The sequence below is a fragment of the Allopusillimonas soli genome, assembly GCF_004153445.1.
Taxonomy (GTDB): domain Bacteria; phylum Pseudomonadota; class Gammaproteobacteria; order Burkholderiales; family Burkholderiaceae_B; genus Allopusillimonas; species Allopusillimonas soli.
Map to the genome: position 1 here is coordinate 47,326 of NZ_SDQC01000007.1, position 23,728 is coordinate 71,053.

At 60.7% G+C, this 23,728-nt stretch carries 22 protein-coding genes; 19 read left to right on the plus strand and 3 right to left on the minus strand.

The genetic code is table 11. The features are described from left to right. Positions 1 to 3 precede the first annotated feature (3 nt). The 17 genes from ERD78_RS18065 to ERD78_RS18145 all read left to right on the plus strand — a co-directional run bounded on the left by ERD78_RS18065 (position 4) and on the right by ERD78_RS18145 (position 16,733). Positions 4 to 501, plus strand: a complete 498-nt coding sequence (locus tag ERD78_RS18065) for a TadE/TadG family type IV pilus assembly protein (protein ID WP_129971195.1) — start codon at positions 4 to 6, stop codon at positions 499 to 501. A gap of 1 nt (position 502) precedes the next feature. After that, positions 503 to 1,060, plus strand: a complete 558-nt coding sequence (locus tag ERD78_RS18070; RefSeq protein ID WP_129971197.1) for a TadE/TadG family type IV pilus assembly protein — start codon at positions 503 to 505, stop codon at positions 1,058 to 1,060. A 3-nt stretch (positions 1,061 to 1,063) separates the two neighbouring features. Further along, positions 1,064 to 2,050 (plus strand): Flp pilus assembly protein CpaB, encoded by a 987-nt coding sequence (cpaB, locus tag ERD78_RS18075; protein ID WP_129971199.1) that lies wholly within the window; start codon positions 1,064 to 1,066, stop codon positions 2,048 to 2,050. A 104-nt stretch (positions 2,051 to 2,154) separates the two neighbouring features. Next, a complete protein-coding gene (locus ERD78_RS18080; RefSeq protein WP_129971315.1) occupies positions 2,155 to 3,417 on the plus strand; it encodes a type II and III secretion system protein family protein in 1,263 nt (420 codons plus the stop codon). A 12-nt stretch (positions 3,418 to 3,429) separates the two neighbouring features. After that, positions 3,430 to 4,731: a P-loop NTPase family protein gene (locus ERD78_RS18085; protein WP_129971201.1), complete on the plus strand. Its 1,302-nt coding sequence runs from the start codon at positions 3,430 to 3,432 to the stop codon at positions 4,729 to 4,731. 23 nt (positions 4,732 to 4,754) lie between these two features. Beyond that, positions 4,755 to 6,116, plus strand: coding sequence for a TadA family conjugal transfer-associated ATPase (locus tag ERD78_RS18090; RefSeq protein ID WP_129971203.1), 1,362 nt, complete (start codon positions 4,755 to 4,757; stop codon positions 6,114 to 6,116). Then, positions 6,113 to 7,045, plus strand: a complete 933-nt coding sequence (locus ERD78_RS18095; protein ID WP_371734634.1) for a type II secretion system F family protein — start codon at positions 6,113 to 6,115, stop codon at positions 7,043 to 7,045. The genes ERD78_RS18090 and ERD78_RS18095 overlap by 4 nt, the downstream gene beginning before the upstream one ends. 9 nt (positions 7,046 to 7,054) lie before the next feature. Next, positions 7,055 to 8,059: a type II secretion system F family protein gene (locus ERD78_RS18100; protein ID WP_129971207.1), complete on the plus strand. Its 1,005-nt coding sequence runs from the start codon at positions 7,055 to 7,057 to the stop codon at positions 8,057 to 8,059. Further along, complete coding sequence (locus tag ERD78_RS18105; RefSeq protein ID WP_245152525.1) at positions 8,059 to 8,991, plus strand: tetratricopeptide repeat protein; 933 nt, start codon at positions 8,059 to 8,061, stop codon at positions 8,989 to 8,991. The genes ERD78_RS18100 and ERD78_RS18105 overlap by 1 nt, the downstream gene beginning before the upstream one ends. Positions 8,992 to 8,993: 2 nt before the next feature. After that, positions 8,994 to 9,557, plus strand: coding sequence for a DUF3613 domain-containing protein (locus tag ERD78_RS18110; RefSeq protein ID WP_129971209.1), 564 nt, complete (start codon positions 8,994 to 8,996; stop codon positions 9,555 to 9,557). A gap of 26 nt (positions 9,558 to 9,583) precedes the next feature. Then, positions 9,584 to 11,698, plus strand: a complete 2,115-nt coding sequence (locus ERD78_RS18115) for a TadG family pilus assembly protein (RefSeq protein WP_167668987.1) — start codon at positions 9,584 to 9,586, stop codon at positions 11,696 to 11,698. An 83-nt stretch (positions 11,699 to 11,781) separates the two neighbouring features. Then, a complete protein-coding gene (locus tag ERD78_RS18120) occupies positions 11,782 to 13,221 on the plus strand; it encodes a sigma 54-interacting transcriptional regulator (protein WP_129971213.1) in 1,440 nt (479 codons plus the stop codon). Positions 13,222 to 13,355: 134 nt separating this feature from the next. Then, positions 13,356 to 14,045, plus strand: a complete 690-nt coding sequence (locus ERD78_RS18125; protein WP_129971215.1) for a DUF2968 domain-containing protein — start codon at positions 13,356 to 13,358, stop codon at positions 14,043 to 14,045. Positions 14,046 to 14,187: 142 nt separating this feature from the next. Then, a complete protein-coding gene (locus ERD78_RS18130) occupies positions 14,188 to 14,457 on the plus strand; it encodes a MoaD/ThiS family protein (protein ID WP_245152526.1) in 270 nt (89 codons plus the stop codon). A 1-nt stretch (position 14,458) separates the two neighbouring features. Beyond that, on the plus strand, positions 14,459 to 14,941 hold the full coding sequence (locus ERD78_RS18135) for a molybdenum cofactor biosynthesis protein MoaE (protein ID WP_129971219.1): 483 nt from the start codon (positions 14,459 to 14,461) through the stop codon (positions 14,939 to 14,941). 75 nt (positions 14,942 to 15,016) lie between these two features. After that, complete coding sequence (gene moaB, locus ERD78_RS18140; protein WP_129971221.1) at positions 15,017 to 15,535, plus strand: molybdenum cofactor biosynthesis protein B; 519 nt, start codon at positions 15,017 to 15,019, stop codon at positions 15,533 to 15,535. Beyond that, positions 15,528 to 16,733, plus strand: coding sequence for a molybdopterin molybdotransferase MoeA (locus ERD78_RS18145; RefSeq protein WP_129971223.1), 1,206 nt, complete (start codon positions 15,528 to 15,530; stop codon positions 16,731 to 16,733). The genes moaB and ERD78_RS18145 overlap by 8 nt, the downstream gene beginning before the upstream one ends. A gap of 23 nt (positions 16,734 to 16,756) precedes the next feature. Here the strand turns inward: ERD78_RS18145 and rsmA are convergent, their stop codons facing one another. Genes rsmA through ERD78_RS18160 form a run of 3 tightly spaced genes read right to left on the minus strand, consistent with a single transcriptional unit; the run spans position 16,757 to position 21,512 of the window. Next, positions 16,757 to 17,560: a 16S rRNA (adenine(1518)-N(6)/adenine(1519)-N(6))-dimethyltransferase RsmA gene (rsmA, locus tag ERD78_RS18150; protein WP_129971319.1), complete on the minus strand. Its 804-nt coding sequence runs from the start codon at positions 17,558 to 17,560 to the stop codon at positions 16,757 to 16,759. Between the two features lie 5 nt (positions 17,561 to 17,565). Further along, on the minus strand, positions 17,566 to 19,071 hold the full coding sequence (locus ERD78_RS18155) for a peptidylprolyl isomerase (protein WP_129971225.1): 1,506 nt from the start codon (positions 19,069 to 19,071) through the stop codon (positions 17,566 to 17,568). Then, positions 19,068 to 21,512, minus strand: a complete 2,445-nt coding sequence (locus tag ERD78_RS18160) for an LPS-assembly protein LptD (RefSeq protein WP_245152527.1) — start codon at positions 21,510 to 21,512, stop codon at positions 19,068 to 19,070. Before ERD78_RS18160 ends, ERD78_RS18155 begins: the two co-directional genes overlap by 4 nt. Positions 21,513 to 21,698: 186 nt before the next feature. Here ERD78_RS18160 and ERD78_RS18165 point away from each other — a divergent pair, with 186 nt between their 5' ends. Further along, positions 21,699 to 22,739 (plus strand): aminoglycoside phosphotransferase family protein, encoded by a 1,041-nt coding sequence (locus ERD78_RS18165; RefSeq protein ID WP_129971227.1) that lies wholly within the window; start codon positions 21,699 to 21,701, stop codon positions 22,737 to 22,739. Positions 22,740 to 22,812: 73 nt separating this feature from the next. Beyond that, on the plus strand, positions 22,813 to 23,511 hold the full coding sequence (murU, locus tag ERD78_RS18170) for an N-acetylmuramate alpha-1-phosphate uridylyltransferase MurU (RefSeq protein WP_129971229.1): 699 nt from the start codon (positions 22,813 to 22,815) through the stop codon (positions 23,509 to 23,511). Positions 23,512 to 23,728 lie beyond the last annotated feature (217 nt).

Consider the following 23,728-nt stretch of genomic DNA (forward strand, 5'->3'; position numbering starts at 1 on the left):
ATCATGGAAGCAGGCCCATATTTATTATCGGCACATCATAAACGCCACGCGCGGCAGCGTGGCGTTTATGCCGTTGAATTCGGGCTTGTGTTTCTTATCTTTTTTCTTGTGCTGTACGCCATCATGGCCTATGGCGTCGTCTTTGCCATACAGCAGACTTTGAATGGCGCGGCCCAGTCGGGTGCGCGTACGGCGCTCACGTGGCAGGGCTCGGAGACTGACCGGCAGGCAGCCGTGGAGGCGGAGGTGAAACGCCTGTCGGGTTGGCTGGGCAAATGCAGCGGCCACATGAGCTGTAATTTTTGCAGCCCCCACGCCACGGCGTCGCCGTGCCCTTCCTCAACCACCCCCGATCTATACACCGTAGTCCTTAGCTATGACTACATGGGAGACGGGGCTTTTGTTCCTCCATTGCCAGGCGCAGAATTTTTTCTGCCCAGCACGCTTCGGGCCAGCGCCACGGTAAACCTGGATATCACTGCCGTGTCACGGGGGAGCTGATATGTGGCAACCTGCACCCAATGCCTCCGCCTTGCCAACACAGCCGATAACAGGTCTCGCCCCTGCGCTTCAGAATGCTTCATATAAAGTGCAATCGGGTGTTGCCGCAATAGAGTTCGCGCTCACCATCATCCTCGTGTTGATGATTTTTTTCGGCATTATTGCTTTCGGCACGCTCTTTTGGGTTCAGCAAAAAGTCTCCGATCTGGCGGCGGAAGGCGCGCGCTATGCCTTGGTACAAAGCAGCACCATGGCAAGCGGCAATGCCGCGGCGGAAGCAGGCTGCACGCATGTAAAGGATCTGGCCAGCCAGGACGCCATCTTGAAAGCGTTGATCGGCGGCGCCGTAGACGCAGGTTTTTGCACGGGTAGCGAGCAAGCCTGTCCCGGCGGAGCCAATAGCTGCGCCCAGATTGCCATCAGCACACCCGTGGTCGTCAACAGTTGGCCTTTGCTGAATGCCGTGCAAGGCATTGCCAGCCTTTTTGACAACGGCTCAGCGCTATTTCCCTCTTCACTCTCCTCCACCGCCACCATACAGATACTGTCGGAGTCCTGAAACATGAGCCCCATCCTGAAGTTCCTCGCCGCGATTCTGGTGGTGATTGCCGTGGCCCTGGGCGTGGTTGCTTACAGGATAGCCAACCGGCCCGCACTGCCTCCACCCGCGCCCAATACCCCCATCGCGGCATCCGAAGCACCCAAGCCCGTGCCAACCTATCCCGTGGTGCTGGCGGCCAAAGATATTGCCGCTGGCGTGCCCATGGCGAACACGGCATTGAAGACAGCACAATGGCCCGTATCGCCGAAACAGGCTTACGCCGAACCTAAAGAGCTGGTGGGCAAGCGCCTGCGTTTCGATCTGCCCGCCGGAGAACCCATCACGCGCGCAATGCTCATGCAGGGCCTGGCTACTTATCTGGACGAAGGCCAGCGCGCTGTCAGCATTCCGGTGGACGAGATTACCGGCGCATCCAACCGGATACGCCCTGGCGACATTGTGGACGTGTTCTTCACGCTGGAGCGCAAGAGCAGCGGCGGCGCAGACAACGCGGAAGTGGCGGATACCCAAGCCCGGCTTCTCTTGCCGCAGGTACGCGTACTGGCCTATGGCCTCGACTCGCTGGACGGGCCGCCGCCCCAAGATGCGGCATCGGACAACCAGCAACCCCGGCGGAGAGATCAGGCAAACAACGCCATGCTGGCTGTGCCGCTTGCCCGCGTCAATGAGCTGCTGCTCGCGGTACGCAGCGGCAAGCTGCAACTGGCGCTGAGATCGCCGGAAGACGAGAGCCGCCCCGACACCGATCTATTCAAGCCCACAGAGCCGCTGCTTGCGGGCCGCAAAGATCTCACCGCCGCCGAGCGTCAGCTATTGGCCGAGGCTGGCAACCGCGCCTATGCGGGCGAAAGCCTGACACAGGTGTCGGGTGCGGATCAGGACAACAAGCCGGAAAAAAAAGCCCAGGCTCCCCGAACATCCTCAGCCCAGCCACACCGTAGCGTACAAGTGATACGCGGCGGCAAGGCTGAGACCGTGAAGTACTGACCAAATTTACGCGGCACAACCGGCGCTAACGCCATCACGCAACACGCAGCAAGGCGGGTTCCATGACAAATAAAAAAGCAGCACTGTTTTCTTCGCCCTTCACCATGCAAGCCGCCGCGCACGCTACGGCGCGCCCCGCAACCCATGGAGGGCACGGGCTGGCGGCAAGTGTCTCCGCAACCTGCCTGCTGGCTCTCGCTTCCTTTGCCTGGCTTCCGGCCGTCGCCCAGGAGGCGCCTGGCACCGCAGTTGCGGCGGGTGCCAGCGCCGCAGCGGCCATGGCGCTGCCCATGCATGGGCAGCGCATGCTGCCGATCAACGGACGTGCCACGCGCGTGGCTGTGAGCGACCCCAATGTTGCCGATGTGCAAATACTGTCTGGCAGCGGCAGCCGAGCAGGCGGCGTCATGCTGTTTGCCAACCAGCCAGGCACCGCGGACGTGCAGGTATGGACCAGCGCCAGCAAGACGCCCCGGCACTGGCGCGTCACCGTATTGGGCGACGATCGCCCTTCCGCTGCCGCTGCCTCGCAGGCGCCAGGAAGCATGGTGCAGGTGGAAGTCAAGGTTGTGGAGGTGTCGCGCAATGCATTGAAGGATGTCGGTGTGCGCTGGAGCTCACACGATGGCGGGCCGTGGAGTGCATCGCTCAGCCTGATACCTGCTGGGCTCAGCGGCATGGCCAATGGCGGCTTCTCTTTGTTCTATACCTCAGGCGACTTTGATGCTGGCCTGAGCCTATTGGAAAGTACCGGCATGGGCCGCATCCTGGCCGAACCCACACTGGTGGCCATGTCTGGCCAGAGTGCGAGCTTCCTGGCCGGCGGGGAAATTCCCGTGCCGCAATCGGGTGGCCTGGGCACCACGACCGTTGAATACAAGCCGTTTGGTATCGGGCTGACGGTATCTCCCACCGTGCTGTCGCGAGACCGCATTGCCCTGAAGGTGGCGCCAGAAGCCAGTGAACTGGATTATGGCAATGCCATCCCCATCAGCAATGGCGATCAGGTCACGCTAATGCCCGCGCTGCGTACTCGCCGCGCCGACACCATGATAGAGCTGGGAGACGGAGAAAGCTTTGTGATCAGCGGCCTGGTGTCGCGTCAAACCATTGCCAATGTCAGCAAGGTGCCTTTCCTGGGCGACCTGCCCATTATCGGCGCATTCTTTCGCAGCGTGGCCTACTCGCAGGAGGAGCACGAGCTCATCATTGTGGTCACACCGCATCTGGTCAAGCCCATTGCCCGCGGGGCCCACATCCCCCTGCCTGGCGACAAACTGGAAAAGCGAAACACACCGGGCAATGCCTGGGGTTATTACCTGATGGGCCCGGCGGGTGGCCAGCAAATGCCCGGTTTCTCGCGCTAAGGAGGCGGCATCTTGCCCCAGCAGCCCCGTTTTTTACTCTACTCAGACAAACAGGCGCTGGCCACCGGGCTGGCCGACGCCTTGCATGACCTCGGTCCGGTGATTCAGGAAACACCCGCCGTAGGCAAGCTGTCTTCACACATGGTGGAAGTACGCCCCACCATGGTCTTCCTGGATTTCCTGAGCCACTACGGCCCCGAAGCAGCCAACGACGCCTATGAGGTGAATCTGGAACATGCCAGCATGCTGGCGGGTGAGCTCGCGCGCCGATTCCCGGATGTGCCTGCCGTGGCGCTGGGTTGCGCCAGCGACCCCGGCGGCGCCATCACGGCCTTCCGCGCGGGCGTGAAGGACTTTGCGGATCCGAACCAGGAAAGCGACTTTCTTGCCATCGTGGAGCGGCTGCTGGGCCAGGCCCCACGCGAATCCGGCGCCCACCCGGCCAAGCTCGGAAGCGTGCTGCTGCTGGGTGCACGGCCAGGCCTGGGGGTCAGCACGCTGGCATCGCATCTGGCAGGCATGGTGCAGCAACAGTTGCGCGATGCCGCAACCGAAAGCGGCAATGGCAAACCGCCCCGCAAGACGCCGGAATACCTGCCTCTTGCGCAACGCGTCTGCCTGCTGGACCTGGGCATGCCTGTCGGCGATAACCTGCTTTACCTGAATATTCGTCAGGGTTTTCATTTTGTGGACGCGGTGCAAAACCTGCGTCGCCTTGATGACACCTTGATCAACTCGGCGCTGCCGCAAAATGATGCGGGCGTCAGCGTGCTGGCATTGCCGCGCGCTGTCGAACAGGTGCGCGATGCGTCCCTGGCCGACTCCATTGCGCTCTTCGAGCGCCTGCGCGATATGTTCGGCCTGGTCATTACCGATACCGGCGGCCTTTCCAACCCGCCATTCATTTCTGCCATTGCGCGCAGTTGTGCGCAGGTGTGGGTGGTCACGGATCAAAGCCTGGGCGGTCTCGTGTCCCTGGCCGACCTGCTCGAAGACCTTGCCCAGCAGAAAGTGGACCGCGAACGGCTGCGGCTTATCGTCAACCGCTACGACCCGCGCTATGGCATGAACGCCGCGCAGATCGCCGAACGTTTTGAACTGAACCTGCTGGCCACGCTGCCCGACCGCACCCTCGCGTTGCGCCGAAGCATGAACACCGGCAAATTGCTGAACCAGGAAAGCGCCGCCGACCCTTATGTGAAGGCCGTGAACACGCTGGTTCGCGAACTGAATCCCGACAACACTTCTTCGCACCGCGGACAGCGCAATCCAATGGGATGGCTGGCCGGACTGGCGCGGCGCAGCCACAATTAAACCCGTGTGGCAAGGATAGACCCATGATCATGACCGGTTCCGTTCAATTTGGCGATGAAGGCTTCGCAGGCACGCAGCGCTTCCAGGAAATCAAAAGCGCCGCCTACGAGCATCTGCTGTCGCGCATCGAAGAGCTGGGCGCGGAGTTCGGGCGCTGGTCGCGCGAGGCCATCCAGGAATTCGTGGAAATCGAGGTTTCGGGCTTTGTGCGGCAGAAACGCGTACCCATTAACGAATCCGAGGTCCAGCAGGTAGCGCTGAGCCTGACCAAGGAACTGGCAGGCCTGGGCCCGCTGGAGGATCTGCTGGCCGACGCCACGGTGGAAGACATACTCATCAATGGCTACGACAACGTTTTCGTGTCGCGCCGGGGCGTGTTGACGCGCGAACCGGTACGGTTTTCCGACAACCAGCACATCCTGCGCATCGTGCGCCGCATACTCGCGCCGCTTGGCCGCAGGCTGGATGAGTCCACACCCATGGTGGACGCTCGCCTGCCCGATGGCGGACGACTGAATGTCATTATCGAGCCTCTGGCCGTGGATGGGCCTTCCGTGTCGATACGGAAGTTTCGCCAGGACCCGCTCAAGCCCACCGACTTGCTCAACCTGGGCAGCTATAACGAGGAAATCTGCCGCCTGCTGGATGCCGCCGTGCACCAGCGCTGCAATATCATCATTTCGGGCGGCACCAGCTCGGGCAAAACCTCGCTGCTCAATGCGCTGGCCTTCTTCATTCCCGAGAACGAGCGTATTGTCACGGTGGAGGATACAGCCGAACTCTCCTTGAACCACCCCCACGTGGTAAGGCTGGAAGCACGCCAGGGCGGATACGACGGCAGCGGGGTGGTGTCCATACGCGATCTGATACGCAACAGCTTGCGCATGCGGCCAGACCGGGTAGTGGTGGGCGAAGTGCGCGGCGCCGAAGTCATGGACATGCTGCAGGCCATGAATACCGGCCACGAAGGCTCCATGACCACCATACACGCCAACTCGCCGCGCGAATGCCTGTACCGCATCGAAATGCTGGCCGGCTTTGCCGGCTACCAGGGCAGCGAAGACAGCCTGCGGCGCCAGATCGCCAGCGCGCTGGATTTCATCGTCCAGATAGGCCGCCTCTCCAATGGGCGCCGCCGCATATTGTCCGTTACTGAAATCACCGGCATGGGCGACAACGTCATTTCCACCCAGGAGCTGTATCGCTACGAAAGCTTTATCGACCCCGATGGCCAGGAGCAGGATCACTGGAAAAGCCTGGGCATACATCCCCACACGCCCAAGCTCGCGCGCTTTCGCGACCAGTGGCAGAACAAGGGTGGCCCAGACAGCCGTCAATCGCCGCCTCCCGCCGATGGCGGCGGATTCTGGGGCAGGAGGCGCTGATGGCCATTGTGCTTGTCCTGATCGCAATAGCACTGCTGCTTGTGGTGGGCGGTGTTCTACTGTGGCACGCCGCTGCGCAACGCAGCCGCCGCGATGCCACAGAGCGTTTCGTGGGCCAGCACATCGACGAGCGCACCGCCGCCAAGCTGAATGCGCCCGGCATGGTGGTGCGCACGCCCTCCGCATGGCGGGGCGGGCCCGACACATGGAACCAGTTGCTGCTCAGGGCCGGCATGGTGCCCACCTTCCGGTTTTACATTGGCCTGGTTGGCCTGCCCTTACTCGTTGCGGTGATCGGCGGCATGCTGCTGGGGCCCTTGGCCTTTGCGGCGATCCTGCTGATAGGCCTGGTGCTTGGCTTCTTCCGCATCTGGCTGCGCGCCGATCGGCGCCACCGCAAGGCGGTGGAACAGTTGCCGGATTTCCTGGACGCCGTGGTGCGCCTGATGGCCATAGGCACAAGCCTCGCTGCATCTTTTCAGGTTGCCGCTTCCAAGATCGACGACCCTTTGCTGGAGATCATTGAAAAAGCCAACAGCGCCCACCGCGGGGGCTACGAACTGGACGTCGCGCTGCGCCAGACAGCGCGGCAGTACAGGTTGCACGAGCTGTACCTGGTGGCCGCCATCGTGGGGGTGGCCCTGCGTTTTGGCGGACGCAGCGACCATGTGCTGGAGCGCATGGCAGCCTTCATGCGCGACCTGACCCAGGCTCGGCGCGAGCTTGTTGCGCTTTCCGCGGAAGTGCGGCTCTCGGCCTGGATACTGGCACTGCTTCCTCTGGGGCTGGCAGCTTTCATCCTTGCCTTCAACAACGACTTGTTCATGAACATGTGGCATGATCCCGTAGGCTGGAAACTGCTGTTGGGCGCTGCAGCCCTGCAGATCATCGGCTCCTACTGGCTATACCGCATGGCCAGGCTGAATTAGGGGAATGACATGAACACGTGGCTTTCCCGAATCGATATCAACCTACTGATCGCGCTGGCCGTCGTGCTGCTGGCGCTTGCGCTGTTCATTGTTGGCGCGGCCATACTGGGCCGCGCCTTTCGCCAGGCCAGAAGCCAGGCAGCCATGGAGAAAGCGCTGGCTGCCCGCGGCACGCAGGGCACGCACAATCCCACCCCTGTGCCGCCCGAGCAGCGGGACGCCTGGACGGATGCCGTCAGCACAGCCGCCGCCTTGGGCACACGCTGGAGTACCGGCCGGCTTGCCGAGTTGCTGATCGCGGACGAAGACCGGCAACTGATCGCATCGGCGGGCTACTTGGATCAGGCCAAAGCACGCGCATTGTTTCTGTTTGCGCGCGCTGTGCTCAGTATCGCGCTGCCCCTCGCTGCCCTGCTGTGGCTAGGCCGGACCACGATACTCGGAAGTCATGCGCTGGGCGTATTTGTTGTCTTGTTTGTAGGCTTTGCCCTGGGCCTGATGCTGCCCAAATGGGTGGTGGCGCGGCGCGCCAAGCAGCGCAAGCTGGCTGCAGCCGAAGAGCTGCCCTTGCTTATCGATATTCTGCGCCTGCTGCAGGGTGTGGGCCTGTCGATAGACCAAAGCCTGCATGTGGTTGTGCACGAGTTTGCCGAGGTCATGCCGGTATTGGCACGCGAACTGCATCTGGCCGTGGACCAATACACGCGCGGCCGCAGCCGGGAGCAGTCGCTGGCCCGGCTTGCTACAGACTTCGACAACGACGACTTGTCCGCCATTTGCCGCTTGATTGCACAAGTGGACCAGCACGGCGGCGCGGTGCAACAGCCGCTGCTGCACTTCAGTGAGCGGCTGCGCGAGCAACGCAAGCTGGATCTTAAAGAGAAAGTAGGCAAGCTCACCGTGAAAATGACGGGAGTAATGGTGCTCACACTCATGCCTGCATTGTTGATCGTTACAGGGGGCGCGGGCTTCCTGGCCATCATACGCGGCTTGTCCCGCATGGGAGGCGGCTGATGAGGAATATCTTGTTCAGAACACTATGTCTGGTCGCCTGCGCGATGTTGCTCGCAGGCTGCTCCACCAACAAAACAGACACCGCCTGGAAGCTGATCCGCCAGCAGCAGGAGCAGCAGGCCATGATGCGGCAGCAGGAAGCGGAGGATCTTCGCAAGAACGAAGCCAGCCGTCCTGAAGTAATGCTGGCGATGATACGCGAGGCACAGCAGCAGCAGCGCTATTTTGCTTCGCTGGCCTATATAGATGCTTATGCGGCCAACTACGGCGACAGCACCGAGCTGAACGCATTGCGGGCCCATGCCTTGCGCATGACGGGCCAGCCACAGGCCAGCGAGCAGGCATACCGCGCGCTGCTGAAAACCAGCGAAGCCGCCAGCGGCTGGCATGGTCTTGGTTTGCTCGCCGCAGAACAAGGCGACTATGCCAAGGCCAGCGAATACCTCGCCAAGGCCTCCGCCCTGCAGCCCACCAATGCTCAGATACTCAACGACCTGGGCTATGCCCGCATCCAGAGTGGCAATCTCGCGGGCGCGAGACTGCCGTTGGGCAAGGCGGCGGAGCTTGATCCCGACAACGACAAAGTGCTGTCCAATCTGGCGCTGTTGCTGCTTCTGCAAGGCAATACACCTCAAGCCAATGCCGTCATGGACAAGGCGCAATTGTCTCAAGGCACGCGCGATCAAATTTATTTACTGGCAAGCGAATGGCGTACGAACCCCGCCACGCACCTATCATCTGCCGGAGCACGGCAGCCAGCCAGCGCCCAGGCCACGTCATCCTCCTCCCGAACCTCCAGCCCGGTTGTGACCAGTGGCGATGTTCCCGCCTATGCCGCTGCACAAGCCAGCGGCTCAGCCTCATACCCAGCCAGCCCCATCGGCTTTCATCAATCGCCGCTGATGGACAACCATACTCCTCTGGTGCAATAGCCATGACGACACTCTTTAAAGGCCGCGATATGCCACGCTTGCTGATACCGCTTTGCATTGCTCTTTCCTGCCTGCCCCTGATGACGCAGGCCCAGGACAAAGCGCCTTTGACCGGCCGCATGGCTGCGGCCCCGGTACCCGCCGCCGATGCACGCACGGCGCCCATGCCTTCGTCGGCCGTGTTCACCCCTGCGGAAGCCTATCCGGTTTCGCCCAATACGTCGGCGCCATCGGCAAGCACCACCGCGCGGCGCGGCAGCAGCCCCGTGGTCACACAGGCCCCACCCTATCGCGCATCGTCCTCCACCAGCACCTCGCAGGCTGGGCAGCAACCGTCAACGGCACAGCGCAGCCAACCCAAGGGCATCTGGGGCATGCCAACCGAGGAAATAGGCGACGTGGCGCACGCATTGTTCAGCATGCAAGCCCAAGGCAGCGAGGCGGGTAATGCACTACCCACCCTGGGCGCTACGGCGGGCCCTGCCTACAAGCGATATGTCGACAGTTTTTCCCATCCACTGCCCGAATGGTTCAAGGAAGCCGTGGAGCAGGACAGCGGAAATTAAACCGGCCTGTCTTAAGGAGCATCATCATGCATCGCAGCCAATCTCCCACCCAGCGTCACAATGAGAGCCAGCAAGGCTCCATTGTGGTAATCCTGGCTGCGTCTATCGGCATGCTGATGGTGCTGCTGGCGTCCATACAAATTGGATATGCGGCATATATGAAACGTGAATTACAGAAGGCTGCCGACATGGCAGCTCTAAGCGGTGTACAGGCATTGACCGTTGATGATGAAAGTTGCTCTAAGGCAAAGCTGAATGCTGATTCGCTCGCCGATGCGAACATCTCTAATACAAGCTTCTCGCTCATCGAGTGCGGACAATGGAAAGGAGACAGTAGCGGCAATCCATCTACTAATTTTCAAGCTGGTGTCTCACCATATAACGCCTTGCGCGTGCGCATTTCTAAAGAACAGAGCCCACTTGTTCCATTTATTGGCACTGACACGCCGGCTGAAGCAGTGGCTACAGCCACAATTTCAGAGCCAGTTGCCACTTTCTCTGTCGGATCGGAATTGCTCAGTCTCAGCAAGGACGGTTTGTTGGGTAAGCTACTTAGCACACTCGCATTGAGTCCCGAAGAACTGACCTTACTTAGCTCTGATGGACTTGCCAATGTTCATCTGACTCCTTCCGGATTACTACAAGGGCTTAAAGAAGCGGGACTAGATATCGACTTATCGGCGGGTACTCGTAAACAATTGCTCAACCTTGCACCTGTGACACTGGGCAATCTTCTAACTGCTGCTGCCAACGTGTTGGCCAATTCTCCCAGCGGGAATAGCAATAACAATGATATAGATTTGGCTCTGTTGAGGTCCATTGGTACCGCCCTTGATATTCCGCAACTTGCCGTACAACTATTTGGAGATGAAACAAAAAATGGCCTCCTAAACCTGGGCCCTTCGGATCCAACATCCGCATTGGCAGCAAAGCTAAATCTAGGAAACCTTATAGCTGCAGGTTTGCTTACCGCAAATACCAACAATCTGATAGATCTCCAACTACCGAATGAAGGCATTCTAAACGTGCTTCGTGGTCAATTGAGGATTATTGAGCCTCCAACGATAGCGATTGGAGGCGAGGGCACAGCTGCCCATAGCGCGCAACTGCGCCTGTATCTTTATCTAAGTAGTGATGAAATTCCGGTGGTTGGCTTGATCCTTAACACTTTGGGAACCTATGTGCATTTACCAATCATCTTGGACGTAGCAACCTCGCGTGGGACGCTGGAAAAGGCATGCACTGGGGAGAATCGGGATGGAGCCGTTATCGCGGTAAAAGCGGCCGCAGCCAGTCTATGCATAGGAAAATTTTCAGGCATGACCCTTAGTAAGGCAAGTAACGCTCCCTCCGAAGTTTTCTATCAAGAGTTACTTGCACCCACTAATAGTTGCTTTGATGAGGCGAGTGAAAGCTCGATAAAACCGGAGCGCTTCGAAGTGTTGAATGTATTGGGCGTGTTACCTGTGCGTAGCAGTGTGGCCATTAACCTTATCCCCGGCAAAGAGACAGACGTTGAACTTAGAGCTCCAGCAACTACCTCCGTTGATGGTACCAATGTCGACCTCTCGGGAACCATCAACAACATTATTGCGGATGCTGTACTGGATGGAATATTGGGCGACATGCTTGGATATTCAACTGACGCGGGGATTACGCAGCCAGATAATCCGTCAAGACAGGCCATAGCTGAGCAGCTTGTTGGAACAAGCGGAGCGGGCAAATCCTTGTCCGACGTGAATGCTAGCCTGGTATGGTCTCAAGAGCGGATGGAAGAGATAAACAATCGTATGACCAACAATGGGCTTGTAGGAGTACTTGGAGGCACACTGGGTATTCTGAATAACGCTCTTTCGTCGATTTTTTCAGCTGTAGGTGATGTCTTGTGCTTACCTGCCGTGCTCGGAGGAAACAACGCACTCCGCTCCTGCCGCACAGGGATGGTAAAGACCTTCACTTTGGCGAATGGGGACAGTTTCGCGGCCAGCACCGTTGCCATAGCTCTAGCTATTCTTAAGCCTTTGCTCGACCCGATAAGCACGGTCATTAATAATCTCTTATCGACATTGGGTATTAGTATCGTAAACACTGATGTGACACTGCATTCAGTCCAATGCGGCCTCCCCCGCCTAGTCCAATAATCCTCGTGACCATGAACCGATAACCCCCTTCCCCAACCCACAACAAGGAACTTCCGCCGGCCCAACCCCCGGCAACCAGAAAAATGACCAGCACTGTCCAAGCCGAAGATATCGACCTCTATGTATGGGAAGGCCACTCCGACATCGCCCTGCGTGTCGACCGCTACCTTGCCAACAGTGATATCTCGGTCATCCGCACGGATCCGTCCATGACCTTTCCCCCGCACCGCGACACGACGCGCCGGGCGGTGGCACTGGTATCTGTCACCGTGATGGGCGATGCGCGGTTCATGGGGCAGGAGTGGCTCAAGTCCCATGCCGTGCCTGTCATCTGGGTCGCGTCAGAAGAGCGCGGCCACGACCCGCGCTTTTACCCGCCGGCCTATTCGCATACTTTGCCGCTGTCCTTCACGGGCGCCGAGCTGCGTACACTGATCCTCAAGCTGGCCGGTGGCGACGTCGCACCCAGGAACGCCGAGGAGAGGCCCGCCGAGCAGCCCATGATTGCCGTGTCTGGCGTCATGCGCCGCCTGTTGGCCGATGTCGAGATGTACGCGGATTGCGATGCCAGCGTGCTGATCCATGGAGAAACCGGCGTGGGCAAGGAACGCATTGCCCAGTTGCTGCACGACAAATCTCCGTTCTCGCGCGGGCCATTTGTGGCCGTCAATTGCGGCGCCGTGCCGGAAGGACTGTTCGAGGCGCATTTCTTCGGCCATGCAAAGGGCGCGTTCACAGGTGCGGTGGGCGCGCACAAGGGATATTTCGAACAGGCCAACGGCGGCACGCTGTTTCTGGATGAAATCGGCGATCTGCCGCTGTACCAGCAGGTCAAGCTGCTGAGGGTACTGGAGCAGCATTGCATCACACGTCTGGGCTCCACAGTGGAAATACCCGTAAACTTCCGCGTGGTTTCTGCCAGCCACCGCGATATCCCGCAATTGGTGGCCGACGAGTCATTCAGGGAAGACCTGTATTACCGCCTGGCTGTTATCGAGCTGGAAATTCCCAACCTGGAGCAGCGCGGCGCCGAGGAAAAGCAAGCCATCTTCGAGGCCCTTATCAGCCCCAATGTGCCGCATAAGCTGCTGCCGCCGCCCGCGTGGCTGATGGAGCGGGTTGGCGCGACACTGTTTCCTGGCAATATTCGCCAGCTTGCAAACCTGGTGGAACGCGTTTCCATCATGGCGCGCCAGCAGGGTACCTGGGATGCCGGCAGGTTGGATCGCATTTTTGACCGCATGAACAGCATGGCGCAGCGCAGACCGGCTGCCCGGCGCCATGACCGGCCATTGGAGGACCACGACCAGGTGAGAGATCAGGCGGATGCGCCAGCCCGCCAGGGCGTGGACGAATTGAGTCCCGCCGATCAGCAGGAGCGCAGCCGCATTATCGATGCGCTCAATCTGAATGGCTGGCGGCGCCAGGATACGGCGGCGGAGCTGGGCATCAGCCGCAAGGTTCTATGGGAAAAAATGCGGAAACTGCAGATTTCCACACAAAGTGAGAATATTGAAGGTTGAGGCTCGGCTAAAATAGCGCCGACTCACCGCGACGGCCTCCCTGCCCAGCAGGCATATTCCTGGCCAGCACTGGTAAATATAACGAACGATACAGACAACTAGACAAAAACTTGACAAGGAACGTGGTGCCTGACATGAACCGTAACCGTGTGGAACTGAAGACGCTGATTGTTATCCTCGCCTGCGCCGGCCTGGTGGGTTGCGCAACGCTGGGGCAAGACAAATCTCAGCCCGTGGTGACGCAAGCCGATTCCTCGGCCCGGGACGGCGCTGCAGCCGTGACGCCGCCCCCCGGCGTTCAGGTCACTACGGTGCAGGCCGAACCCAACAGCACTGTGGCCGAGCTGCAGCAGCTTATCGAAAACAAGGCGGTGAGCGAGCTGCGTACGAGTTACAACGGCAGCTATGGCGCCAGCCTGCTATTCAAGCGCGATACGCTCACCTATTATGTCGCGCTGTTCCAGAATCAGAAATTCTGGCGCGTCATCAAGACACTCGATCACGCCAAGGCCGAGCGCACCTACAAGCAGTTCGTGGAAGAAACCAACCAGTTGGCCGAAGTTGATCTGAAGCGCATACGCCTGGAAGCCGACTACGCACATACCGAGAAGCAGCTCAATGAGCGTAGCGACGAGCTCAGCGTGTTGAAGAACGACCTGGAGGTGCAGCGCCAGCAGCAGGCCTTAGTCACGGCTCAACAGGCTGCCGCCAAGCGCGAGGCCGAGCAGTTGGCCAAGCAGCAGCAGGAGGCGCATGAACAGCTCAAGGCACTGCAGGAACGCATACGTGCGCTGGAAGCCCAGCGCGCCGCGCTCAGCAGGTAGGAGCGCTCGACTGGCAGCCTGTCTCCGCCTGGGGTAAGCTGGAGGCCTGGATCGGCGCCGATACGGCGCAACAGCCATGTTGCGCCGTGCTCGCCCATGTTGGCCGAGCACAGTAAGTCTCGCGCCACCAGGAGGAAACATCGTGACGCATACCACTACTACACCCACATCCAGCATCAAGGTGCTGTATTTTGCGCAGGTGGCAGAGCTCGCCGGCCTGCGCGAAGAGCGATGGCCGCTGCCCAAACCCGTTACAGGTACCGATTGGCTGTCGGGTCTGGAGGCGCGCTATCCGCAACTCGCGCCGGTTTCACGGCTGAAACTGGCCATCAATCAGACACATGCCCCGCATACCAGCCTTATCCGCCCCGGCGATGAGGTTGCCGTCTTCGAGCCTGTCACTGGAGGCTGACATGGTGCTGGTTCAACCGGATGATTTCGACAGCGCAGCGCTGCTGGCCGCCCTGCGTGAGCGCTCCGCCGGCAAAGCGGGCGCGGTCGTCACTTTCACGGGCTACGTCCGCGACTATGCTCAGGATGCCGCCACGCAAAGCCTGTTCCTCGAACACTACCCGGGGATGTGCGAACGCGAGATCGAAGACTTGTGCGAGACTGCCCGGCAACGCTGGGAGGTGGCCGAGTGTCTTGTGGTTCACCGCTACGGCGAACTACATAACGGAGAACAGATTGTGTTCGTGGCGGTGGCCAGCGCCCACCGAGGCGACGCTTTCCGCGCCTGCGAGTACATCATCGACGCGCTCAAGACCCGTGCGCCATTCTGGAAACGCGAAACACTGTCCAGCGGCGACCGCTTCTGGGTGCAACAGCGCGAGGCAGATGCCGAGAAGACGCAGCAGTGGGATGATACCCACGCCCCGGCAGCGCACGGCAAATAACACCCCGCCGCCGCTGTGCAGTTAATACATCGTGCCGGTCTCCAAAATCCAACCCCCTATAACAACATCACAACCATGAGCAAAGCGAAAACCGATCAGAAGCCTGTGTCCCTGCAATGTGCAGTACTGACCATCTCCGATACGCGCCAGCCCGACAACGATAGCTCGGGCGATTATCTAGCCCAGAGCGTGGCCGACGCCGGACACCGCTGCGTGCAGCGCACGCTGAGCAGCGGCAACCTCTACGAGCTGCGCAAGGTATTCAGCGATTGGATTGCCGACGCAAACGTGCAGGTCATCCTGGCCAACGGCGGCACGGGCTACTCGCGGCAGAAATCCACCGCCGCCGCCGTACAGCCCCTGCTGGATGCGGTCATTACAGGTTTTGGCGAGCTATTCCGACACTTGTCCTATCAGGACATAGGCAGTTCCATGCTGCAGTCGGATGCCTTCGCAGGAACCGCAAACAACACGCTGGTGTTCTGCCTGCCTGGATCCACCAACGCCTGCCGCACAGCCTGGGAAGGCATTATTCGCGACCAGCTCGACAGCACGCACCGCCCCTGCAATTTCGGAGCCGGCTTCCATGCTTGATTTCGACCAGGCACAGGCGCAACTGGCCGCCGCCGTCACACCACCCAACATTACCGAAACGTGCGCACTGCATGAGGCCGAAGGCCGCGTGCTGGCTCAAACCCTCTTTGCCACGCTGGATCTGCCGCCCGCCGACAACAGCGCCATGGACGGCTATGCCGTCCGGCATGCCGATTACACATCCGGCAAAGCCTTGCCCGTCCAGCAGCGCTGCTTTGCGGGCGACATGCCCCAGCCGCTCCTGCCCGGCCAGGCCATCCGACTGTTCACGGGCAGTCTCATCCCCGAGGGCGCCGATACAGTCGTCATGCAGGAAGACACCACGGAAGCGGATGATGCGGTACTGATCAACAGCCTGCCTCAACTGGGCGCGCATGTGCGTTATCGAGGAGAAGATGTCGCCGCCGGTGCCCAGCTTTTCGCGAAAGGCACCGTGTTGCGCGCCGCGCAGATCGCCGTGCTGGCCTCGCAAGGCTATGCCGAGGTACCGGTCTATCCCCGTCTGCGCGTGGGTGTGCTCACCACAGGCGACGAGCTCGTAACACCAGGCGCTCCACGCGGCGAAAGCCAGATCTACAATTCAAACGGCCCCATGCTGGCTGCCTTGGCCCGAGGCCTGGGTACCCAGGTGGTGCGCGTGGAACATGCCATGGACACCGCCGAGTCGCTGGCTGCGGCGTTCGACACCTTGCTTGGCGACTGCGACGTGGTGCTGACCGTTGGCGGTGTGTCGGTCGGAGAGAAAGACCTGGTCAAACCCGCCATCGAAGCGCGTGGAGGCCAGCTGGACCTCTGGCGTGTGCGCATGAAACCCGGCAAGCCGGTCGCGCTGGCCCATGCCGAGGGCAAGCCCATTGTCTGCCTGCCAGGCAATCCAGTGTCGGCCTATGTGGTGTTCGCCATGCTGGTCACGCCGCTGCTGCGCACCATGCAGGGCCGCAGCGATATTCTGCCGCCCACGCTCCATGGCAGACTGGTCACCGAGCGCGCCTTCAAGGAAACGCGCGAGGAATTTCTACGCGTACAGGCCGAGTTCGACGCCGAGAACCTGCCGCTGCTTCGTCCCTATGCCCAACAGGGGTCGGGCGTCATTAGTTCTTTGCCCTGGGCCACAGGCCTTGCTCGCATTCCGGTGGCCACCGGTGCCGAACAGGGCAGTGTTGTCCGCTATTACGACTTGAGCCACTGGCTGGCCTGATATCGGCGCAGCACACCCGCCCCTCAGATTTCCGGCGCCTTGGGGGGCGCCACGGCACCCGCTTCTTGCAAGGCATCCGACAGCGCGATGAATTGGGCCACTGACAGCGTTTCAGCGCGCGCAGTGGGCGCAACGCCGATGGCATCCCAGTCCACCAAAGGTGCCCAATGTCCCAGGCCGCGTCGCAGCATCTTGCGGCGCTGCGCAAATGCCCGCAACACAACCTGCGCAAAGACCTGCTTGCTGCGTGGACGAGGCCGCGAGGCGGGAAGCGGTCGCATGCGCACGACAGCAGACACCACCCTGGGCGGCGGGTCGAAGGATTCGGGCTGGACATCGAAGAGCTTGTCCATACGATAGCGCGCTTGCAACATGACCGACAGGCGTCCATAGTCGCCTTGTCCCGGCTCGGCCACCATGCGGTCCACCACTTCACGCTGCAGCATGAAATGCTGATCAAGAACCCGATCTGCGTACGACAGCAAGTGAAAAAGCAACGGACTGGAGATGTTGTAGGGCAAATTGCCCACAATGCGCAGCGGCCCGCCCAACGCGGAGAAATCCACTTTGAGCGCATCCCCTTCAATCACCTGCAAGCGTTCCGAGGGATACCGCGACCGCAGACGCGCGGCAAGATCGCGGTCGATCTCTACCACGGTAAGACAATCCAATGCCTGCAACAAAGGGGCCGTAAGCGCCGAGAGCCCTGGCCCGATCTCCACGACAGCATCATCGCGCGCCGGCGCGACGGCCCGCACTATGGCGTCGGTTACGGCTTCATCGACCAGAAAGTGCTGGCCAAAACGCTTGCGAGCCTGATGCGCCATACGTGTCAATGCGTGCTGCTGCTGGTGGACGGATCAAGACGGTTGTCGATATAGGCACGCCCACGCAACTGGCCAAGCCAGTCTTCGAAGGCCGGTTCGACACGGCGCTCGAACAGCGCCTTGCGCGCCTGCATGCGTTTGTACTCCTCGCCCACATCCTTCTCGCGGCGGCCAAGCACCTGGATGAGGTGCCAGCCAAACTGTGTATGCACGGGCTCGCTGACCTGGTTGGGCTGCAGCGTATTCATCACCCGCTCGAATGCCGGTACGGTTTCTCCGGGCGAGAGCCAACCCAGGTCGCCACCCTGCGGTGCGCTGGCATCCTCGGAGTTGCGCTTGGCCAGCTCTGCGAAGCTTTCGCCATTAAGTATGCGCTGGCGCAACTGCAGCAGCCGCTCGCGAGCCTGCTCGTCGGTCATGACCTTGCTGGTCTTGATCAGGATATGCCGCGCATGGGTCTGCGTGATGATCATGGGACCCTGGCTGTGTGCAGGCGCGCTGGCCTGGCCATGCAAGGTGGGAGGGCCGGACGGCGCCTGAGCCGCCCCGGAGCCGCCCCGGCTCAAGACTTTCAGGATATGAAAACCATTGCCGCTGCGAAGAACGCCGCTGATCTGTCCCGGCCCCAGATCGCGCGTTGCATTGATGAACAGATCGGGCCAGCCTTGCACCGGACGGACACCCAGGTTGCCGCCATCAAGCGCTTCGGGGCCGTCAGACGACGCGGCCGCCACGCCGGCAAAATCCTTGCCGCCGCGAACCTGGGCAAGCAGCGATTCCGCTTTCTTTCGCAGCTCGGCCTCTTGCGCCTGTGATGCGCCTTCGGGCACCGCCACCAGAATCTGCGCCAGGCCCAATGGACCATTGGCGGCCGCCGCTGGCGCCGCCGAGGGCGCGGGAGCCGGCTGTGTGGGGGCGCCAAGCTGATCACCATGGCTCCTCAGGAATGCGTCGATCTCTCCTTCGGATATATGTATGGTGCTGTCCACGGCGCGCTGGCGCAGCATGTCAAGGCTGATCTCGTCCTTCAGCGTGCCAAGATAGGTCGACCAGTCGGTGCCCGTCTTCTCGATGTCCTGGCGCATCTTGTCGACGCTGACGCCATTGCGCTGAGCAATAGTCTGCACGGCGTGCTGCACCTGCTCGTCGGAAACGTGGATGCCCGCGCGCTCGGCTTCCTGCCGCTCCAGCTCCTGCGTGATCATGCGCTGCAAGACCTGTTTGCGCAGGACGTCGTCGGGCGGTACAGGAATGTTCTGATGCTGCATCTGAGCGCGCGCGAGCTGTGCTTGCACATCAACCTGATGCAAGGTGATCACCTGCTTGTTGACGACAGCGGCGATTCCGTCCACGAATTGTTCGGATTGCGCGCCTGCGGGCGCTTGCGCCGCTTGCTTGGCCGCGCCCGGTTTGGCACGTTCGGCGGCATGGCCGGCCAGCGGTGGCGTCATGCCGATCAGGACAAGCAGTAGGGGCGCAAGCCAGCGCCTGGCATGCGGACTGTGCATCATTCGTACCTCTCGAAGGTCGTTTTTTGAGGGGTGGGCGGTGTCGTCGACTCGTAGCCAATGACACGCTCTTTAAGCGTACTCATGGGATCGGTGCCCAGCGATCCCAGGCCTGCCAGTTCCAGCTGGAAGAACACCGCGGTGTTGACGTCTTCCCGGCTGACGGCGTAGCGCTGCAGCACCATGCGCGCCGTCCAGCAGCAGTCGCCCTGGTATTCCAACCCGAAGATGGACTGCGTGCTGCGCTTTTCCTGTAGAGAATAATCATAGCGCCCCATGACATACAGCTGCCTGGTCAGCGGCCACTGTCCTGCGAGACTGACCTGCTCGCGCGTGCGGTCGGTGTCTGGGTCGATTACGTACTCGGGATCCAGAATCAGGCGCGGATCGCGCTCGTAGCGGTACGAAGCGGACACTGTGGTGAGACGCTTGGGATTCCAGCGTATGCCTGCCGACATGCGATTTCGCTCGTGCGAATGCGGGTTGTACTGTGCGTCGAAACGCACATCGAAAGTGTCCGTCAGTGCGGCGCGCGCACCGAACAGGTAATCGGATTTTTCATTGGTGCGCAGTTTGTCGGAAGTGTACAGACCCACCTTCTGGTCCTCGAAATAAATGCGTTGCGCCGCCGACAATGATAGGCGCTCGAAGCCGCTTTCGGCATCCAGCCAGCGCGAGGTCAAGCCTATGGTTACTTGATTGGCGTTCGAGATGCGATCCCAACCGCCGCTGAAGATATTCTCGTCGAACGCCTGGGCGAAGTTGAAGCTTGCGAGGCTCGTGTCATAAACCGGGATATCGGACTGATCGACATATGGAACGCGCAGATAATACACCCGGGGTTCCAGTGTTTGCGTCATATCGTTGCCGAACAGCGTGGTGTCCCGCTCGAAGGTCATGCCGCTGTCCAGCGACATGATGGGCACGGCGCGCGACACGGTATCGGGTGTGCTGGAGTACAGTCTGGACAGTGTGGCGCCCAAGTCGTCGTGATACCAGTCTGTACTGTATTGGCTCAGATGCAGCCCGACCTTGGGGGTGATATACCACCCCGCATGCACTATGGGATAGGAAATGCTGGTATAGGAGGTATAGCGCTCGCCATCGGGCGCCGCATGGCGGTCACGCCATGGGTCGAATATCGGGCCGGAATACCGCCCCGAGTAGAAAGGCATGCGGAACTTGGTGGCGTAGTTGTCGGACACCACATCGAATCCGCCCCAGTTGTAGCGCGCACCGCGAAGATAGAGTTCGGGAAGCTTGTTGTACTGAGGCCGCGCATAATACCCAAGCGTGTCGTCCTGCAGCGTCTGATACGTGAAGGCACCCAGGTAGCCGCTGAAATACTTCAAGCCGCTCCACGTGACACGCGCCCTGCTGGGCAGGTAATTGACTGTGGAGTCAGTCAGGCCAAATGAGGAGAAGTCACGGAAGTAATCGTCGTCGGATACCCGGCGCAGATCGACATCAGCCTTGAAGCCGCCACCCAGATTCTGCCTGTGCTGCGCCATGAACAACCAGCGGTCGTCGCCGGAAACGTTGTCGGTAGACAGATAGGTGCCTTCCAGCTGCCCAGCGTAGCTGTTCCCCAGGTAGCGAAACTGACCGCCGAGCTGCAGCCCGCGCTTGCTCAAGTAGCGTGGTGTCAAAGTGGCATCGTAGTTGGGCGCGATATTGAAATAATACGGCAGCGAAAACTCGAAGCCGCTATTGGTGGACGTACCATAGGTGGGGATCAGAAAACCCGACTTGCGCTCTTTTTTCACCGGGAAGGTGAGATAGGGCGAATACAGAATGGGGACGTCTTTGAAGTACAGCACCCCGTGCCGCGCAACACCTTCGTTCTTGTCGAAATCCAGGTCCACGCTGGGCGAGGAAATATACCAGGCGGGATCCGGGCATGGGCAGCCGGTGTACTGCACATCGTCAAGGTGCATGCGCGAACGGCTCAAGATGTCGGCATGCGAAGCCTGCCCTGCGCCGCCCGATCCGCCCATCCAGAAATTGGCATCGTTGACATCGCCGGTTTCGGCATTGACGTTGTAGTTCAGCGCGGAGCCTCGCACGATACTGCCTTCGCGCATGATCAGACCGTTGCCGCGCACACGCGCATCGCCGGTGGACCGGTCATAGTCGATATAGTCGCCTTTGACCACAGAGTCGATGCGCCGCACCTCCGCGTTTCCCCGCAGAATGATGCGTCCGTCTTCGGCAGTCTCCACCTTGTCGGCCACAATAAAGGACGACATATCGTTGTCGTCGACATTTTTATGCAGTTCCAGTTTGGGGGCCACTGTGAGACCGCCTATGCTTGCGCCGGGTGCCGCGCCAGTTCGCGACAGCCCGGGGGCACCCTGCGTGGGCGCCGCCTGATCCGGCATCTGCGCCTGGGCAGCGGAAACGCCGCCCATCGCTAAGAAAATGGCCCACCAAACCGAACGCACGAGGATCTCGACTCCTGAAACACACTATATTCTGGCACAGCCCGCTCTGCGGGCCATGGCAACCCGGTATTATAGAGAGTAGGCGGAATATGCTCGATTAAAGCATGTCCGCCATGTATCGTCCCGTTAATTTGCTTTAAATTTACAGCCGTCCCGCCTTGTTGCGGACTCAGGATTACCCCACGCATGACCTCCGTCCCTTTCCCGGCCGACGACAGGCTGGCCGCACTCGAACAATGGCTTCAGACGATAGCCGCCAGGCATGGGCTGGATATCTCCACCCTGGCCCCCGCGTCCAGCGATGCAAGCTTCCGGCGCTACTTCCGCCTCCAGACCTCCGATGGCACGGCCATCGTCATGGATGCGCCGCCGGCGCACGAGGACTGCAACGCGTTCGTGGGCGTCACCCGCCTGCTGCAGGAGGCGGGCTTGAATGTGCCCCGCATTCTGGCGCAGGATATCGAGCAGGGCTTTCTGCTGCTGTCCGACCTGGGCCGGCACACCTTCTATCAGGCCATCCAGACAGGCCTCGATGACGCGCGCCTGCAGGCCATGTATCGCGGCGCGCTAAGCGCCCTGGTGCAACTGCAGCAAGCGCCCGCCGCGTCTTTGCCCGCCTATGACGCAACCCGGCTGACCCAGGAGCTGGCGGTATTCCCCGAGTGGTATGTGCAGCGGCATTGCAGCACCGAGCTGGAAGCAGCCGAACAGGCCGCTCTGGACAAGATTTTCGGCCTGCTCGTCAATGACAGCGCCAGCCAGCCGACGGTGGTGGTCCATCGCGATTTCCATTCACCCAATCTTATGGTTTCAGACCACAACGAGAATCCTGGCGTCATAGACTATCAGGATGCCCTGGCTGGCCCCATCACCTACGACATCGCCTCGCTGGTCATGGACGCCCGCACGACCTGGGAAGAGCCGCAGCAGTTGGACTGGGCCATACGCTATTGGGAAGCCGCGCGCGGTGCCGCTCTGCCTGTTCCCGATGATTTCGCGCAGTTCCACCGCGCCTACGAATGGATGGGACTGCAGCGAAACTTGCGCATACTCGGTGTCTTCGCCCGTCTTTCGCATCGCGACGGCAAGCACCATTATCTCGACCATATGCCCCGAGTCAGCGGGTATGTGCGCCAGGTTGCAGGACGTTATGGTGTATTTCGCCCTCTGCTGCGCATTCTCGACCGCCTCGAAAACCGACAGGTTACAAGCGGGTACACATTCTGATGTCTGAGAGAACCTGCCTGTCGGCGCCCGCGGCCCCTCGTGGCCGCCAACCCCTTGCAAGGTCCGGGCTCGCATGAAGGCCATGATCCTGGCGGCTGGCCGCGGCGAGCGCATGCGCCCCCTCACCGACGCCACGCCCAAGCCACTGCTGCAGGTCGGCGGCAAGCCTCTCATTGTCTGGCACCTTGAGCGTCTGGCGGAAGCCGGCCTGCGCGATGTCATCATCAATCATGCCTGGCTGGGCATGCAGATCGAAGCGGCGCTGGGCGACGGCGCCGGGCTGGGTCTGCACATCCGATACTCGCCCGAACGTCCCGGCGGGCTTGAAACGGCGGGAGGCATTGCGCTGGCGTTGCCCTTCTTTGAAAATCAGCCATTTCTGGTCATCAATGCCGATATCTGGTGCGACTGGCACCCCAGTCAGGCGACGGCCATGGCCGCACGCCTGTCTCCAGAGGGTAACGCAGCCTGGCTGCTCATGACGGACAATCCGCCCCAGCACCCGGATGGCGACTTCATCCTGATGCCCGATGGCCACATCTGCGACAAGGCACAGGCTCCCGATGCAGCCGCGCTCACCTTTGCGGGCATCGGCGCATACCTGCCCAGCCTGTTCAACACCCTCACGCCCGGCGACGCAGCGCCCTTGGCTCCGGTGCTGCGTATAGCAATGGCTGCAGGGCGGGTCTGTGGCTCCCGTCACGAGGGCGTTTGGGAAGATATAGGCACGCCCGAACGCCTCGCAAGCCTGCGGCGGCGCGTAGGTGACTAGTGGCCCTGCGCCGCATACCGCTGGCCGTTCCGCGCCAGTTTTTCGGGTATGGGCCCAGACACGATATCCACTTGGCTGCGAGCACCTCCCCACGTTACACTTCTTTAGACGAGACAAGCGATGTTTCAATGTTTACCAAGTGGCAACGATGGTTTCCAGACGTTGCCCGCGTGGCGCTTACAGTCTAAGCTTGGAAGTTTTTTGCGGCCTGCTCACC